The organism is Kitasatospora sp. NPDC098663, assembly GCF_044760075.1.
Lineage (GTDB): Bacteria > Actinomycetota > Actinomycetes > Streptomycetales > Streptomycetaceae > Kitasatospora.
The window spans coordinates 1-18,042 of sequence record NZ_JBIWAP010000009.1 but is presented as its reverse complement, the minus strand read 5'-3'; the positions used below and the strand labels follow the sequence as shown (position 1 = coordinate 18,042).

The window sequence follows — 18,042 nt, the reverse complement described above, 5'->3', positions numbered from 1 at the left end:
CGGGAAGGGTCGACCCATGGCTGGCACGACGACCACGCAGGCCGAGCAGGACGCTCCCCAGGAGCTGACGGCGGCCCAGGCGGGAATCCTCGCCGCGCAACGGATCGACCCGGACAACCCGGCCTACAACGTCGGGCAGTACGTGCGCATCACCGGGGCCCTCGACGAGGCCCTCCTGGAGGGCGCGCTGCGTCGCACCCTCGCCGAGGCCGACGGCCTGCACCTGCGGCTCGCCGAGCACGGTGGCCGCACCGTCGCACTGCCCGGCCGCTTCGACGCCGACGCCTGGGGCCTGCCGCGCCTCGACACCAGCGGCGCCACCGACCCGGTCGCCGCCGCGGTGGCCCTGGTCCGCGAGCAACTGGCCGTCCCCACCCTCCTGGAGGGCCCGGACGCCGGCCCGCTCACCGGCTCGCTGCTGGTCCGGGTCGGCCCGGACGACCACCTGTGGTTCCAGTGGTTCCACCACCTCGTCATCGACGGCTACTCCGTGGCCCTGTTCAGCCGCCGCGTCGCCGAGGTCTACACCGCGCTCGCCACCGCGACGGACGTCCCCGACAGCCCGTTCCGCCCCACCGCCCTGCTCGCCGCGGCCGAACGCGACTACCTCGCCTCCGAGCAGGCCGGGGCCGACCGCGCCTACTGGACCGAGCGCTTCGCGGACCGCCCGGCCGTCCTCGGCCTCACCGAGCACACCGCCGCGGCCGCCCCCGCCGCCCTGCGCCATCGGGCCGAGCTGACGGCCGCGCAGAGCGCGACGGTCCTCGCCGCCGCGCGGGCCGCCAAGGCGACGTGGGCGGAGGCGGCGAACGCCGCGTTCGCCGCCTACCTCCACCGGATGACCGGCACCACCGACGCCGTCCTCGGCCTGCACGTCATGGCGCGCACCGCCCCGGGCGCCCTGCGCGTCCCGGGCATGGCCGTCAACATCCTGCCCGTGCGGCTGCCCGTCACCGGCACGGACACCTTCGACGCCCTGCTGCGCCGGTCCGCCGACGAACTCAAGGCCGTCCGCCGCCACCAGCTCCACCGCGGCGAGGAGATCCGCCGCGACCTCGGCCTGGTCGGCACCGACGGACGACTGTACGGGCCGATGCTCAACATCAAGCCGTTCGACCTCGACCTCGACTTCGCGGGCCTGCCCGGCGCCCCCGTGAACCTCGCCTCCGGACCGGTGGACGACCTCGCGCTGTCGGTGGTGAAGACCCCCGACAACCGCCTGGTGCTGGAGCTCGACGCCAACCCCCTGCTCTACGGCGCCGACGAACTCGCCCGCCACGCCGACCGGTTCGCCGCGCTGCTGGCCCGCCTGGCCGCCGAGCCCGACCGCCCGCTTGGCACGCTGCCGCTGCTCTCCGACCAGGAGGTCCAGGACCTCCGGCGCTGGAACGACACCGCCCGCGAGGTCCGCGAGGGCACCCTGGTGAGCCGGATCGCCGAGCGCGCCGCCGCCACCCCGGACGCGGTCGCCGTGGTCGCCGAGGACCGCACCCTCAGCTACGCCGAACTCGCCGCCCGCTCCGACGCGTTGGCCCGCACCCTGGTCGCCGCCGGGGCCGGGCCGGGCCGGATCGTCGCCGTCGCCGTCCCGCGCTCGGCCGAGCTGATGGTCGCCCTGCTCGCCGTCCTCAAGTCCGGCGCCGCCTACCTGCCGCTGGACGCCGACTACCCGGCCGACCGCCTGGCCCTCATGGTGGAGGACGCCGCCCCGGTGCGCGTCCTCACCGTCCCGGCGCTGCTCGACCGCCTGCCCGAGGCCGCCCGGGCCCTCGCCCTCACCACCGAGGCGGCCGCCGACGGCGACGCCACGACACCGCTGCCCGCGCCCTCGCCCGAGCACGCCGCGTACGTCATCTTCACCTCCGGCTCCACCGGGCGCCCCAAGGGCGTCGTGGTCACCCACCGGGCCATCGTCAACCGGCTCGCCTGGATGCAGCACGCCTACCGGCTGGACGCGCAGGACCGCGTCCTGCAGAAGACCCCGGCCAGCTTCGACGTCTCGGTCTGGGAGTTCTTCTGGGCGCTGTGCGAGGGCGCCGCCGTCGTCTTCGCCCGGCCCGAGGGGCACAAGGACCCCGCCTACCTCGCCGCGCTGATCGCCGAACAGCGCGTCACCACCCTGCACTTCGTGCCCTCCATGCTGCGCGCCTTCCTGGAGGAGCCCTCGGCCGCCGAGCGGTGCGCCGGGCTGCGGCGCGCCTTCTGCTCCGGCGAGGCCCTGCCCGGCGACGTCGTCGACCGGTGGTACGCCGCCCTCCCCGGCGTCCCCCTGCACAACCTCTACGGCCCCACCGAGGCCGCCGTCGACGTCACCTACCACCGGGCGTGGGCCGGCTCCGGCGTCGTCCCGATCGGCCGCCCGGTCTGGAACACCCGCCTGCACGTGCTCGACGCCCGGCTGAGGCCCGTCCCGGTCGGCGTGCCCGGCGAGCTCTACCTGGCCGGTGTCCAGCTGGCCCGCGGCTACCTCGGCCGCCCCGGCCTGACCGCCGGCCGCTTCGTCGCCGACCCGTTCGGCGCCGGCGGCGAGCGGATGTACCGCACCGGCGACCTGGTCCGCTGGGCTCCCGACGGCACCGTGGAGTACCTGGGCCGCACCGACGACCAGGTCAAGGTCCGAGGCTTCCGCATCGAGCTCGGTGAGATCGAGGCCGCCCTGGAGGCCCTGCCCGGCACCGTCCAGGCGGCCGTGACGGCCCGCGAACTGACCGCCGGCGGCGCCCGCCAGCTCGTCGGCTACGTCGTGCCCGCACCCGCCGACCCCGAGGCGCTGCGCGCCGAACTCGCCCGCACCCTGCCCGAACACATGGTCCCGGCCGTCCTGGTCGGCCTCGACGCCCTGCCGCTGAGCCTCAACGGCAAGCTCGACCGCAAGGCCCTGCCCGCCCCGGCGTCCGGGCGCACCGACGGCGGCGGCGCCCCGCGCACCGACGCGGAGCAGATCCTGGCCGCGCTCGTCGCCGAGGTCCTCGGCCTGCCCGGCGACCAGGTCGGCGTCGACGACAACTTCTTCTCACTCGGCGGCGACAGCATCTCCGCGATCCAGCTCGGCAGCCGGGCCAGGCGCGCCGGATTCCGGATCACCCCGCGCGTGGTGTTCGACAAGCGCACGGTCGCCCGGATCGCCTCGGTCGCCGAGACCGCCACCGACGGCCCGGCCGACCGGCCCGCCGTCGAGGCCGTCGGCGCCCTGCCCACCACCCCGATCAGCGAGTGGCTGCGCGAGCGCGGCGGGCCCGTCGCCCGGTTCGGCCAGCACACCGTCGTCACCGTGCCGGCCGGCCTCGACCCGCAGCGCCTCGCGGCCGCCCTGGACACCCTGACCGACCACCACGACGCGCTGCGCCTGCGCCTGCACGTCGCCGAGGACGGCGGCTGGACCCAGGAGGTCCGCCCGGCCGGCTCCGCGCCCGCCGTCGACCGGCTGCGCCACCTGCGGGTCGCCCCCGACGAACTGGCCACCGCCGCCGCCATCGAGCGCGAGGCCGCCGCCGACCGCCTCGACCCCGAACTCGGCGTCGTCCTCCAGGCCGTGCACCTGGACGCGGGGGCCGACGCCCCCGGCCTGCTCGTCCTCGCCGCGCACCACCTCGCCGTCGACGGCGTCTCCTGGCGCATCCTGCTGCCCGACCTGCACGCCGCCTACCAGGGCCGGGCCCTGGAGCCGGTCGGCACGCCGCTGCGCGCCTGGACCACCGGACTCGCCGAGGCCGCCACCGGCGACCGCGTCCGCGCCGAACTCCCGCTCTGGCAGGCCGTGCTGGCCGACGGCAGCGGACCGCTCCTGGGCGAGCGCCCGCTGGACGCCGTCCGCGACACCGCCGCCACCACCCGCCGCCTGCGGCTGACCCTGCCGGCCGAGCGCACCGCGCCGCTGCTCGGCGCCGTCCCCGCCACCCACCGGGCCGGGGTCGACCACGTCCTCCTCACCGCGCTGACCCTCGCCCTGCTCGCCCGGCGCCGGGCGCGCCTGGGCGCCGACGCCCGCCCCGACCTGCTGATCCGCCTGGAGGGCCACGGCCGCGAGGACGTGCTCGTGCCCGGCGCCGACACCGCCCGCACCGTCGGCTGGCTCACCAGCGAGTTCCCCGCCCGCCTCGACCTGACCGGCATCGACCCCGAGGCCGCCCTCGCAGGCGGCCCGGCCGCCGGCCGCGCCCTCGCCCTGGTCAAGGAGCAACTGCGCGCCCTGCCCAACGCCGGCTCCGGCTACGGCCTGCTGCGCCGCCTTGACCCGGCCTCGGCGACCGCGCTCGCCGACCTCGCCGAGCCCCAACTGCTCTTCAACTACCTCGGCCGCTTCGCCACCACCGGTGAGGAGTGGGCCGTCGCCCCGGAGGCCGGGGACGCCATCACCGCCTCCGCCGACGCGGGCCTGCCCTGCGCCCACGCGCTGGAGATCGGCGCCTTCGTCCACGACGGCGCCGACGGCCCCGAGCTGACCGTCCAGCTCTCCTGGCCCCAGGGCGTGTTCGGCGAGAGCACGGTCCGCGGCATCGCCGAGGACTGGTTCGCCCACCTGGACGCCCTCACCCGCTACGCCGCCCGTCCCGACGCCGGCGGCCTGACGCCCTCCGACGTGCCGCTGGTCCCGGTCACCCAGGCGGCCCTCGACCGCATCGCCGCCGACCACCCCGACACCCGCGACGTCCTGCCGCTCTCCCCGCTCCAGGACGGCCTGCTCTTCCACGCCCTCCTCCAGGACGAGCAGGGCGCCGACGACCTCTACACCTCGCTCACCTCCCTCGACCTGCGGGGCCCGCTCGACACCACCGCCCTGGTGCGGGCCGTCGACGAGGTCGTCAACCGGCACACCGCGCTGCGCGCCGGCTTCCCGGGCGCGGGCTCCGGCGAGCCGCTCCAACTGGTCGCCGGCCGGGTCCGCGTCCCGTGGACCGAACACGACCTCACCGCGCTGCCCGCCGACCGGCAGGACGCCGAGACCTCCCGCATCGAGGACTCCGAGGCCTCCCGCCGCTTCGACCTGGCCCGGCCGCCGCTGGTGCGCTGCGCCCTGATCGCGCTCGGCCCGGAGCACCACCGCCTGCTGCTGACCCGCCACCACATCGTGATGGACGGCTGGTCCACGCCCGTGCTGCTGCGCGAGCTCATCACCGCCTACGGCGCGGGCGGAAGCGCGGACGCCCTGCCCGCCGCCGCCCCGTACGCCGACCACCTCGGCTGGCTGGCCGCCCGCGACGCCGACGCCGACGCCGCGGCCTGGCGGCAGGCGCTGGCCGGCCTCGCCGGGCCGACCCTGCTCGCCGACGGCCTCGGCGCCCCCGCCGCCGGGCCGGCCGCCGCCGGCAGCGAGATCGACCTGCCGATCCCGGCCGAGCTGTCCGCCGCGCTGACCGCGACCGCCCGCGAGCACGGCCTGACCCTCAACACCCTGGTGCAGGGCGCCTGGGCGATCCTGCTCGGCCGCCTCACCGGCCGGAGCGACGTCGTCTTCGGCGCCACCGTCTCCGGCCGCCCCGGCGACCTGCCGGGCGTGGAGTCCATGGTCGGCCTGTTCAGCAACACCGTCCCGGTGCGCTTCGACCCCCGCGACGACGAGCCGGTGGGCGAGGCACTGGTCCGCCTCCAGACCCAGCAGTCCGCCCTGCTCGACCACCAGTACCTCGGCCTCGCCGACATCCAGGCCCAGGCAGGCCACGGCACCCTCTTCGACACCCTGCTGGTCTTCGAGAACTATCCCGTCGACCCCGAGCACCTCACCTCCCGAGGCCTGCGCGTCGCCGGGATCGGCAACCGCGGCGCCACCCACTACCCGCTCACCGTGCTCACCCTGCCCGGCGAGGCACCGCAGCTGACGGTGGAGTACCGCCCCGACGTGTTCACCGCCGAACAGGCCGGCGCCGTCGGCGAGCGGCTGCTGCGGCTGCTCACCGCGATCGCCACCACCCCGGACACCACGGTCGGCGCGCTGGAGATCCTCTCCCCGGCCGAGCGCCGCACCGTCCTGGAGGAGTGGAACGCCACCGCCCGGGCCGTGCCCGAGGGCACCGTCGTCGACGCCTTCACGGCCCGCGCGGCCGAGACGCCCGAGCAGACCGCCGTCGTCCACGGCGACCAGCGGCTCCGCTACGACGAGCTCGCCGAGCGCGTCACCCGCACCGCCCGCCACCTCGCCGCGCTCGGCGCCGGCCCGGGCCGGGTCGTGGCACTGGCCCTGCCGCGCTCCGCCGACCTGGTCGCCGCCCTGCTCGGCGTCCTCGCCTCCGGCGCCGCCTACCTGCCGATCGACCTCGACCACCCGGACGAGCGGATCGCGCTCATGCTGGAGGACGCCGATCCGCTGCTCACCCTGACCACGCCCGAGGTGACCGAGCGCCACCCGGTGCTCGCCACCCACGGGCAGGGCGTCGTCACCCTCGCCGAACTCGGCACGCTCGACGCCGAACCGGCGCGCCCGCACCCCGACGACCTCGCGTACGTCATCCACACCTCCGGCTCCACCGGCCGCCCCAAGGGCGTGCAGGTGCCGCACCGCGGCCTGGCCAACATGCTGGAGCACCACGGCAACACCGTGTTCGCCCGGGCCGTCGCGCTCGCCGGCGGACGGCGCCTGCGCGCCGCGCACACCGCCTCGTTCTCCTTCGACTCCTCCTGGGAACAGCTGCTCTGGCTGATCCGCGGCCACGAACTGCACGTCTACGGCGAGGACCTGCGCCGCGACCCGCAAGCCCTGGTCGGGCGGCTGCTCGCCGACCGCATCGACACCCTGGACGTCACCCCGTCCTTCGGCCAGCAACTCGTCGAGTGGGGCCTGCTGGACTCCGAGCAGCACCGCCCGCTGCTCTTCCTGGTCGGCGGCGAGGCCGTCGGCGACGCCCTGTGGGCCCGGATCCGGGAGACCGAGGGCGTGCTCGGCCACAACTTCTACGGCCCCACCGAGTACACCGTCGACACCCTCGGCGCCGCCCTGGACGAGAGCCCCACCCCGTTCGTCGGCCGCCCGATCGGCAACACCCGGGTCTACGTGCTGGACGCCCGGCTGCGGCCCGTCCCGGCCGGGGTCGCGGGCGAGCTGTACATCGCCGGCCCGGGCCTGGCCCGCGGCTACGGCAACCGGCCCGCGCTCACCGCGAGCCGCTTCGTCGCCGACCCGTTCGGCGCACCCGGCGAGCGCATGTACCGCACCGGCGACCTGGTGCGCCACCGCGCCGACGGCAGCCTCGACTACCTGGGCCGCGACGACGACCAGGTGAAGATCCGCGGCTTCCGCGTCGAACCCGGCGAGGTCGAGGCCGCGCTCGCCGCGCAGCCCGGCATCGCGCAGGCGGCCGTGCTGGCCCGCACGGGCGCCGGCGGCGTCAAGCGCCTGGTCGGCTACGTCGTCGCGGCCCCCGGCGCCGTCGCCGACCCCGCCGTCCTGCGCAAGGCGCTCGCCGACACCCTGCCCGAGTACTTCGTCCCGGCCGCGATCGTCCCGCTGGCCGCCCTGCCGCTGAACGTCAACGGCAAGCTGGACCGGCAGGCCCTGCCCGAGCCCGAGGCCGACGCCTACGCCGCCCCCGCCGGGCGCGCCCCGCGCACCGAGCGGGAGGCCGTGATCTGCGGCGTCTACGCCGACGTGCTCGGCCTGCCCGCGGTCGGCGTCGACGACGACTTCTTCCTGCTCGGCGGCCACTCGCTGCTCGCCACCCGGGTGATCGGCCGGCTGCGCGCCGCCCTCGGCACGGACGTCGCCATCCGCGACCTGTTCGAGACCCGTACGGCCGCCGCCTTCGCCACCCGCCTGGACGGTGGGGACGACGCCCGCACCGCACCGGCCGCCGGGCCGCGCCCCGAACGGATCCCGCTGTCCGCGGCCCAGGCCCGGCTCTGGTTCCTGTACCGCCTCCAGGGCCCCAGCACCGCCTACACCATCCCCTGCGCGCTGCGGATCGACGGCGAGCTGGACGTGGACGCCCTGCGGGCCGCCTTCGGCGACGTGCTGGCACGGCACGAGGCGCTGCGCACCGTCTTCCCCGACCACGACGGGCGCCCGTACCAGCACATCCTCGACCCGCAGACGGCCGGAACGCCGTTCACCGTCACCGAGGTCCCCGGGCGCCGGCTGGACGTGGAGACCGCCGCCGCGGGCGCGTACGCCTTCGACCTGGGCACCGAGATACCGGTGCGGGCCACCCTGCTGACCGCCGGGCCCGCCCGGCACGTGCTCAGCATCGCGCTGCACCACATCGCCGGCGACGAGTGGTCCGAGGGCGTGCTGCTGCGCGACCTCGACCTCGCCTACGCCGCGCGACGCGCCGGCCGGGCCCCGCAGTTCGCCCCGCTGCCGCTGCAGTACGCCGACCACGCACTGTGGCAGGCCGGGCTGCCGGCCGCGGACCAGACCCGCTACTGGACCGAGCGGCTGGCCGGCCTGCCCGCCGAGCTGACGCTGCCCACCGACCGGGCCCGCCCGGCCGAGGCCAGCGGCCGCGGCGGCGCCGTGCGGCTGCGGTTGCCCGAGGAACTGCACACCGCGCTGCGCGACTACGCCCGGCGCACCGGGGCCACGCCGTTCATGGTCACTCAGGCCGCCGCCGCGCTGCTGCTCGGCAAGCTGGCCGGCACCACCGACGTCGCGCTCGGCACGCCCGTCGCGGGCCGCGCCGACGAGGTGCTGGAGTCCGTGGTCGGCTTCTTCGTCAACACCCTCGTCCTGCGGCACGACCTGTCCGGCGACCCGTCCTTCGACGCGCTCGTCGCCCGCTCCCGGGAGAGCGTGCTCGGCGCGCTGGCCCACCAGGACCTGCCGTTCGACCGGCTGGTGGAGATCGTCAACCCCGAGCGCTCGCTCGGCCGCCACCCGCTGTTCCAGGTGATGGTCCAGCACCGCCGGGAGGCCGACGGCCTGGACCGGCTGCTCGGCGCCCGCACCGCCCTGCTGCCCGACCCCGTCCACGCGGCCCGCTTCGACCTCGCGTTCACGTTCGTGGAGTCCGCCGACGGCGCGTTCACCGACCTGACGGTCATCCACGCCGAGGACCTCTTCGACCGTGCCACCGCGCGGCTGTTCGGCGCCCGCCTGCTGCGCGTCATGGAGCAGGCCTTCGCAGCCCCCGGGCAGCCGGTCGGCCGGATCGAGCCGACCGCCGCGCAGGAACGCCGCGGCCTGGCGGGGGAGTGGAACGCCACCGCCATCGCGGTGCGCGAGGGCACCCTGCTCGACCGGATCGCCGAACGCACCGCCGCCACCCCCGACGCGGTCGCCGTGGTCTTCGAAGGCACCACGCTGACCTACCGCGAGCTGGACGAGCGCGCCGCGCGGCTCGCCGGGGCGCTGGCCGTCGCCGGGGCCGGGCCGGACCGGATCGTCGCCGTCGCCGTCCCGCGCTCGGCCGAGCTGATGGTCGCCCTGCTCGCCGTCCTCAAGTCCGGCGCCGCCTACCTGCCGCTGGACACCGAGTACCCGCCCGAGCGCCTGACCGGCATGGTCGAGGACGCCGCCCCGGTGTGCGTGCTCACCGCGCCCGGCCTGGAGGCCGCCCTGCCCGCCGTGCCCGGCGTGCCGGTGCTCACCGTCGACGCCCAGGCGCCGGCGCCCGTGACGCCCACCGCCCCGGACGCCGACCACGCCGCGTACGTCATCTTCACCTCCGGCTCCACCGGGCGCCCCAAGGGCGTCGTGGTCACCCACCGGGCGATCGTCAACCGGCTCGACTGGATGCGCGAGGTCTACGGGATCACCGCGGCCGACCGCATCCTGCAGAAGACGCCGGCCAGCTTCGACGTGTCCGTCTGGGAGTTCTTCCTGCCGCTGGTCAGCGGCGCCCGCGTGGTGCTGGCCCGCCCCGGCGGCCACCGCGAGCCGGAGTACCTGGCCGCCCTGGCCGCCCGGGAGGCCGTCACCGCCTGCCACTTCGTGCCCTCGATGCTCACCGCCTTCACCGGCGCCGCCGAGCAGGACGCGACCGTCGGGCAGTCCTTCGCGGGCGTGAACCGGGTCTTCTGCTCCGGCGAGGCCCTGCCCGCCGCCGCCGTGGACCGCTTCCTCGCCCGGTGGCCGCAGATCGAGCTGCACAACCTCTACGGCCCCACCGAGGCCGCCGTCGACGTCACCTACCACCGGGCGTGGGCCGGCTCCGGCGTCGTCCCGATCGGCCGCCCGGTCTGGAACACCCGCCTGCACGTGCTCGACGCCCGGCTGAGGCCCGTCCCGGTCGGCGTGCCCGGCGAGCTCTACCTGGCCGGTGTCCAGCTGGCCCGCGGCTACCTCGGCCGCCCCGGCCTGACCGCCGGCCGCTTCGTCGCCGACCCGTTCGGCACCGGCGGCGAGCGCATGTACCGCACCGGCGACCTGGTGCGCCGCCGCATCGACGGCGAGATCGAGTACCTGGGCCGCACCGACGACCAGGTCAAGGTCCGCGGCTTCCGCATCGAGCTCGGCGAGATCGAGGCTGCCCTCGCCGCCGTGCCCGGCGTCGCCCAGGCGGCCGTCACCGCCCGCGCCCTCACCGAGGGCGGCGCCCGCCAACTGCTCGGCTACGTCGTCCCGCAGGCCGGGGCGGGTGTGGCGCCCGAGGGCGTGCGCGCGGCCGTCGCCGCCGTCCTGCCCGAGCACATGGTGCCCGCCGTGCTGACCGTCCTGGACGCGCTGCCGCTGAGCGTCAACGGCAAGCTCGACCGCAAGGCCCTGCCGGCACCCGGCCGCCACACCGCACCGGCCGCCCCGTCGGCCGTCGGCTCCTCCCCGGCCGCGGCCCTCGCCCGGGTGTTCGCCGAGGTGCTCGGCCTGGCCGAGGTCGGCGAGGACGAGAACTTCTTCGCCCTCGGCGGCGACAGCATCGTCTCGATCCAGCTGATCAGCCGCGCCCGCAAGGCCGGATTCGACCTCGCCGCCAAGGACGTCTTCCAGCACCCGACGCCGGCCGCCCTGGCCGAGGCCAAGGGGCTGGCGAGCGCCGCCCCCGCCGCCGCGCAGGCCCCCGCCGCCGCGCGCGGCGCGGACGGCGAGCTGCCCGCCCTGCCGGTGGTGCACTGGCTGCGCGAACGCGGCGGCCCCGTCGACCGCTTCAACCAGTCGGTGCTGCTCGCCGTCCCGGCCGGTCTGCGGGAGGAGCCGCTGCGCGCGGCCCTGGCCGCCCTGGCCGCCCACCACCCGGCCCTGCGCCTGCGCCTGGACCGGACCGACGGCCTGTGGACCCAGGAGATCCTCCCGGCCGACCAGGCCCCCGCCGCCACCGAGGCGGACACCCTGCGCAGGGTCGACGCCCGGGGCGGCGGCGACCTCACCGCGGCGCTGACCCGCGAGGCCGACGCGAGCGCCGCCGCGCTCGACCCCGCCGCCGGGCGCGTGCTGCGCGCCGTCTGGTTCGACACCGGCGACGCCCGGGACGGCCGACTGCTGCTGACCGTGCACCACCTCGCCGTGGACGGCGTCTCCTGGCGCACCCTGCTGCCCAACCTCGCCGCCGCCTACCAGGCCCTGGCGGGCGGCGGCAGGCCCGCTCTCGAACCCGAGGCGTACGGCCTGCGCGCCTGGTCCGAGCACCTGCTGACGCACGCCCAGGAACGCGCCCGGACGGCCGAGACCGCCCACTGGCGCACCGCGCTGGCGGGGCCGCCCGGACCGCTCGCCGGGCTCGCCGCCGACCCGGGGCGCGACACCGTCGCGACCGTGCGCACCCTGCGCCGCACGCTCCCGGCGGAGCGCACCGCCCCGCTGCTCACCGACGTGCCCAAGGCCTTCGGGGCCGGCGTCGACGACGTGCTGCTCGCCGGTCTGGCGCTCGGCGTGGCCACCGCCCACCCGGACGCGGCCCCGGCCCTCCAGATCGACCTGGAGGGGCACGGCCGCGGCGGCCACGGCGGATCCGCCCCCGACCTCGCGGGCACCGTCGGCTGGTTCACCACCGTCCACCCCGTCCGGCTCGACCTCGCCGGGCTCGACCCCGCCGCCGCGCTCACCGGCGGCCCGGCCGCCGGCCAGGTCCTCAAGCAGGTCAAGGAGCAGCTGCGGGCCGCCCCCGACAAGGGCCTCGGCTTCGGACTGCTGCGCCACCTCAACGCGCAGACCGCGCCGCTGCTGGCCGCCGCGCCCCGCTCGCAGCTGCTCTTCAACTACCGGGGCCGCACCGGCGGGACGGGCGGCACGCTCGGCGGCTGGCCGCTCGCCCCGCAGGCCGAGCGGGCCGCGGTCGCGGCCGGGGCCGCGCCCGACCCGTCGATGGCCGCCGGCTACCCGCTGGAGATCGACGCGGTGGTGCGCCCCGGCGCCGACGGACGGCCCGAACTGGCCGTCGAGTGGAGCTGGCCGCAGGCCCTGCTCACCGAGGCGGAGGTCACCCGGCTCGCCGACGCCTGGTTCGCCGCCCTGGACGCCCTCGCCCGGCACACGGCCGGCGGCGCGGCGGGCGGGATCACCCCCTCCGACCTCAGCCTCGTCTCGCTGAAGCAGGCCCAGATCGACCGGCTGGAGTCCCGACTGCGCGGCCGGCGCCGCCGGTGAACCCCGAGGCGCCGCCGCCCGTCCCGACCGACCACCACCTCCCCACCGACCCCAGGACCGAGAAGACCGTGATGAACGACTCCACCGCCCCGATCGACGACCCGCAGGCCGCGACCGCGGCGGACCTGGAGGACGTGTACCCGCTCTCCTCCCTCCAGGAGGGCCTGCTCTTCCACGCCCTCTACGACGACCGGGCCCGCGACGTCTACGTCGTCCAGTCGCACCTGGACCTGGCCGGCCCGATCGCCACCGCGCGCCTCGCCGCCGCCCTGGACGCCCTGCTCGCCCGGCACGCCAACCTGCGGGCCGGCTTCTGGTACGAGGACCCCGAGGCCGTCGTCCAGTTCGTCCAGCGCACCGTGGACACCCCGCTGCGCGAGGTCGACCTGACGGCGCTCACCGGCGGGGCCCAGGACGCCGCCGTCACCGCGGCCATGGACGAGGACTGGCACCGCCGCTTCGACCTCGACGCCCCGCCGCTGCTGCGGCTGGCCCTGCTCCGCCTCGGCGAGGGCCGTGCCCGCCTGGTCCTGACCTGCCACCACCTGCTGCTCGACGGCTGGTCGATGCCGATCGTCTTCCGCGAGCTGCTCGCCCTCTACGGCTCCTCCGGCGACGCCTCGGTGCTCCCGGCGGCCCGCCCGTACAAGGACCACCTCGCCCTGCTCGCCACCCGGGACACCACCGCCGCCGAGCAGGCGTGGACGCGGGCCCTGGAGGGCTTCGAGGAGGCCCGTCCGGTGGCCCCCGGCGCCACCGCCGCCACGGCCGCGGAGTCCGGACTGGTCACCCGGTACGCCGCCCCCGAGCTGTCCGAGCGCATCGCCGCGGCCGCGCGCGGCCGCGGTCTGACGCTCGGCAACGTCGCCCACACCCTCTGGGGCGTCCTGGTCGGCTCGCTCACCGGCACCGCCGACGTGGTCTTCGGCACCACCGTCTCCGGCCGCCCCGACGACCTCCCCGGCGCCGAGTCCATGGTCGGCCTGTTCATCAACACCGTCCCGGTCCGGGTCCGGCTCGCCCCCGGCGCCACCCTGGCCGCCACCGCCGCCGCGGTCCAGCACGAGCAGGCCGGGCTGATGGCCCACCAGCACCTCGGCCTCGGCGCGATCCAGCGCCGCAGCGCCGTCCAGGGCGACCTCTTCGACACCCTCCTCGTGGTGGAGAACTACCAGGGCGGCGGCGACGCCCTGCGCGAGACCCTCGGCACCGCCGACGGCCTCGCCGTCACCGGGCTCGGCGCCCGCGACGCCACCCACTACCCGCTCGGCCTCACCGTGCTGCCCGGCACCGAACTGCGCGTCGAACTCGAGTACCGGCCCGACCTCTTCACCGCGGCCGAGGCCGAGGGCCTGGCCGACCGCTTCGTGGCGCTGCTGGCCGCCTTCGCCGCCGACCCGGACACCCCGCTGGCCCGGCTGGACCTGCTGGACCCGGCCGAGCGCGCCGCCCTGCCCGCGACCCTGTCCGGCCCGGTGCACGAGGTGCCGGCCGGCACCGTCGCCGACCTGTTCGCCGCCCAGGCCGGCCGCACGCCCGCCGCCCTCGCTCTGGTCGGCCCGACCCTCACCGGCGCCCCGGCGACCGAGACCTTCGGCGGGCTGGACGCCGCCGCCGACCGGCTGACCCGCCTCCTGCTGTGCCGGGGCCTCGGCGCCGACCGCGTCGCGGCGATCGCCCTGCCCCGCTCCACCGAGACCGTCACCGCGATCCTCGCGGTGCTCCGCTCCGGCGGCGCCTACCTGCCGCTCGACCTCGACCACCCGGACGAGCGGCTCGCCCTGCTGCTCGACGACGCCCGCCCGGCCGTGCTGCTGACCACCACGGCCGTCGCCCGCCGGCTGCCCGAACTGCCCGGCACGACCGTCCTGCTGCTCGACGCCCCGGAGACCGCGGCCGCACTCGCCGCCCTGCCGGACGGCCCGGTCGGCGACACCGAGCGTGGCGGCCCCGTCCACCCGGACCAGGCCGCCTACATCATCCACACCTCCGGGTCCACCGGGCGCCCCAAGGGCGTCGTCGTCACCCACCGGGGCCTCGCCAACCTGACCCATGACCACCTGCACGGCCCCTTCGCCGCCGCCCTGGCCGCCGCCGGGCTGTTCCGGCTGCGGGCCCTGCACACCGCCTCGTTCTCCTTCGACTCCTCGTGGGAGCAGCTGATCTGGCTGGTCGGCGGCCATGAGCTGCACATCCTCGGCGAGGAGGACCGGCGCGACGCCGAGGCGGTCGTCGCCTACACCCGCGCGCAGCGCGTCCACGCCCTGGACGTCACCCCCAGCTACGCCCAGCAGCTGCTCGACTCGGGCCTGCTGGCCGGTGAGCACCGCCCGCCGGTCCTGCTGCTCGGCGGCGAGGCGCTGCCCGAGCCGCTCTGGACCAGGCTGCGGGCCGAGTCCGGGGTGACCGTCCTCAACTACTACGGCCCGACCGAGTTCACCGTCGACGCCCTGCTCGCCGACCTCGCCGACAGCGACACCCCGAGCGTGGGGCGCCCGCTGGCCGGCGGCCGTGCCTACGTCCTGGACGCCCTGCTGCGGCACGTGCCCGCAGGCGCCCCCGGCGAGCTGTACCTGGCCGGTGTGCAGCTGGCCCGCGGCTACCTGGACCGGCCCGGCCTGACCGCCGAGCGGTTCGTCGCGGACCCGTTCGGCGAGCCGGGCGAGCGGATGTACCGCACCGGCGACCTGGTCCGGCGCCGCGCCGACGGCACCATCGACTACCTCGGCCGGGTGGACGACCAGGTCAAGGTCCGCGGCTACCGGATCGAGCTCGGCGAGATCGAGGCCCTGCTCGGCGAGCAGCCCGGCGTGGCGCACAGCGCCGTGCTGGTGCGCCGCGGCGCCGTCGACCGGGTGGTCGCCTACCTGGTGCCCGCCCCGGGCGCGAGCCTGGACACCGAGGCCCTGCACCGGGCCGTGGCCGACCGCCTGCCCGAGTACATGGTCCCCTCGGCGTTCGCCGTGCTGGACGCGCTGCCGCTGACCGTCAACGGCAAGCTCGACCGCAAGGCCCTGCCCGACGACGCCCTCGACTACACCGGGGTGTCGGCCGGCCGCGAGGCCGAGACGGAGACCGAGCGGCTGCTGTGCGAGCTGTACGCCGAGGTCCTGGGCCTGCCCGCGACCGGTGCCGAGGACGACTTCTTCCGCCTCGGCGGCGACAGCATCTCCTCCATCCGCCTGATCGGCGCCGCCCGGGCCGAGGGCCTGTCGCTCAGCCCGCGCGACGTCTTCGAACGGCGCACCCCCGCCGCCCTGGCCGCCCTCGCCGACGGCCGCGAGGCCGCCGCCGAGGCCCCCGAGCTGCCCGAACTGCCGACCGCCTCCGAGGCCGAGGCCGCCGCCGTTCGGGCGGTGGCGCCCGGGCTGGACATCGAGGAGATCTGGCCGGTCTCCCCGCTCCAGGAGGGCCTGCTGTTCGAGGCGGGGTACGACGACCAGGCCCTGGACGTCTACACCTCCCGCGACGTGGTGACGCTGACCCGCCGGATACCGCTGGACGCCCTGCGCGCCGCCGTCACCGCGGTGCTGGAGCGCCACCCGAACCTGCGGGCCGGATTCCTCCAGGACGGCCCCGGCCGCCCCTTGCAGTTCGTGCCGCGCGCCGTCGACGTGCCGCTCACCGAGACCGACCTCTCGGCGCTCACCGCCGAGGAGTTCGAGGCCGAGCTGGCCCGGCTGACCGAGCGCGAGGCCGGCACCCGCTTCGACCTGGCCGCCCCGCCGCTGCTGCGCCTGGTGTCCGTGCTGGCCCCGGACGGCGGCCAGCGCATCGTGATCACCAACCACGCGCTGCTGTGGGACGGTTGGTCGTCCGGGCTGTTCCTCCAGGAGCTGCTGGCGCACTGCGCCGGGCAGCCGGCCCCCGAACTCGGCCTGCCCTACCGCGACTTCCTGCGCTGGCTGGTCGCCCAGGACACCGAGCAGGGCAAGGCGGCCTGGCAGTCGGCCCTGGCCGGTCTGGCGGAGCCCACCCTGCTCGCGCCGCAGGCCCGGGAGCGGGCCGCGCTGCTGCCGCAGGAGGTCACCGCGGAGATCTCCGCCGAGCTGACCGCCCGGATCGCGGCCTTCGCCCGGGAGCGCGGCCTGACCCTCAACACCGTGCTCTCCGGTGCCTGGGGCCTGCTGCTGTCCGGGCTGACCGCCCGGGCGGACGTGGTCTTCGGCGCGACCGTCTCCGGCCGCCCGGCCGAACTGGCCGGCATCGACGCCACCATCGGCATGTTCCTCAACACCGTGCCGGTGCGCACCCGGCTGGACGGCTCCGAGAGTGCCGCCGCCTTCCTCACCCGGCTCCAGGAGGAGCAGACCGCGCTGCTGGCGCACCACCAGACCGGCCTCGGGGAGATCCAGCGCGGCACCGGCTTCGGCCGGCTCTTCGACACCCTCCAGGTGCTCCGCAACACGCCCGCGGACCAGGACGTGCGTGACCGCATCCGGGAGGGCCTCGGCGTCCAGGACGTGGTGGACGTCGACGCCACGCACTTCCCGCTGATCTTCATCACCAACCCCGGCGAGGCGCTCTCCTTCGAGTGGAAGTTCCGCCCGGACGTGTTCGAGCGGGCCGTCGTGGAGCAGCACGCCGAGCGCCTGGTCTCCCTGCTCGGCCAGATCGTCGACCACCCCGACCGGCCGGTGCGCGCCCTCGACGTGTTGACGTCGGGTGAGCGTGGGTTGTTGGGGGAGTGGGCGGCGACGGGTCGTGAGCTGCCGGAGGCGTCGGTGGCGGATCTGTTGGCGGAGCGTGCGGTGCTGGTGCCGGATGATGTGGCGCTGGTGCAGGGCGACGTGTCGTGGACGTACGCGGAGTTGGACGCGCGGGTGAACCGGTTGGCGCGGTTGTTCGTGGCGCGGGGTGCCGGTCCGGAGACGGTGGTGGCGCTGGGTCTGCCGCGTTCGCTGGACATGGTGGCGTCGTTGTTCGCGGTGCTGCGCACGGGTGCGGCGTACCTGCCGCTGGAGCTGGACTACCCGGTGGACCGCCTGGCGTTCATGGTCGAGGACACCGCCCCGGTCTGCCTGGTCACCGACACGACGGCCGCGGCCCACGTGCCGGATCACGGCAACACCGTCCTGCTCGACGCCGACACCGTCCGCGAGGAACTGGCCGGCCTGTCCGCCGAGCCCTACGCGACCTCCTACGACCCGGACGCGGCGGCGTACGTGATCTTCACTTCGGGGTCGACGGGTCGCCCGAAGGGTGTGGTGACGCCGTACCGGGGTCTGACGAACATGCAGTTGAACCACCGGCAGGAGATCTTCGATCCGGTGGTGGCCTCGGCCGGTGGCCGTCGGCTGCGGATCGCGCACACGGTGTCGTTCTCCTTCGACATGTCGTGGGAGGAGTTGCTGTGGCTGGTCGAGGGGCACGAGGTGCACGTCCTCGACGAGACCCTGCGCCGTGACGCCCAGCAGCTGGCCGACTACTGCGCCGAGCACGTGGTGGACGTCATCAACGTGACGCCCTCCTACGCCCAAGCGCTGGTGGAGTGCGGTCTGCTGGACGAGGGTCGGCATCGTCCGGTGCTGGTGCTGCTGGGTGGTGAGGCGGTGGCGGAGACCTTGTGGTCGAAGTTGCGGGACACCCCCGGGGTG

The 18,042-nt window shown here is 76.4% G+C and carries 2 protein-coding genes; both read left to right on the top strand.

Going from position 1 to position 18,042, the window contains the following annotated elements:
- Window positions 1-16 precede the first annotated feature (16 nt).
- Entirely contained in the window at window positions 17-12,445 is a 12,429-nt protein-coding gene (locus tag ACIQVZ_RS11800) for an amino acid adenylation domain-containing protein (RefSeq protein ID WP_402449082.1), read from the top strand.
- Window positions 12,442-18,042, top strand: a 5,601-nt coding sequence (locus ACIQVZ_RS11795) for an amino acid adenylation domain-containing protein (RefSeq protein ID WP_402449081.1), incomplete at its 3' end; no start/stop codon positions are given. The genes ACIQVZ_RS11800 and ACIQVZ_RS11795, both read left to right, overlap by 4 nt.

Bases quoted from the DNA above. Each gene is read 5' to 3' on its own strand.
- ACIQVZ_RS11800 (WP_402449082.1), top strand. From the start codon at position 17: ATGGCTGGCACGACGACCACGCAGGCCGAGCAGGACGCTCCCCAGGAG.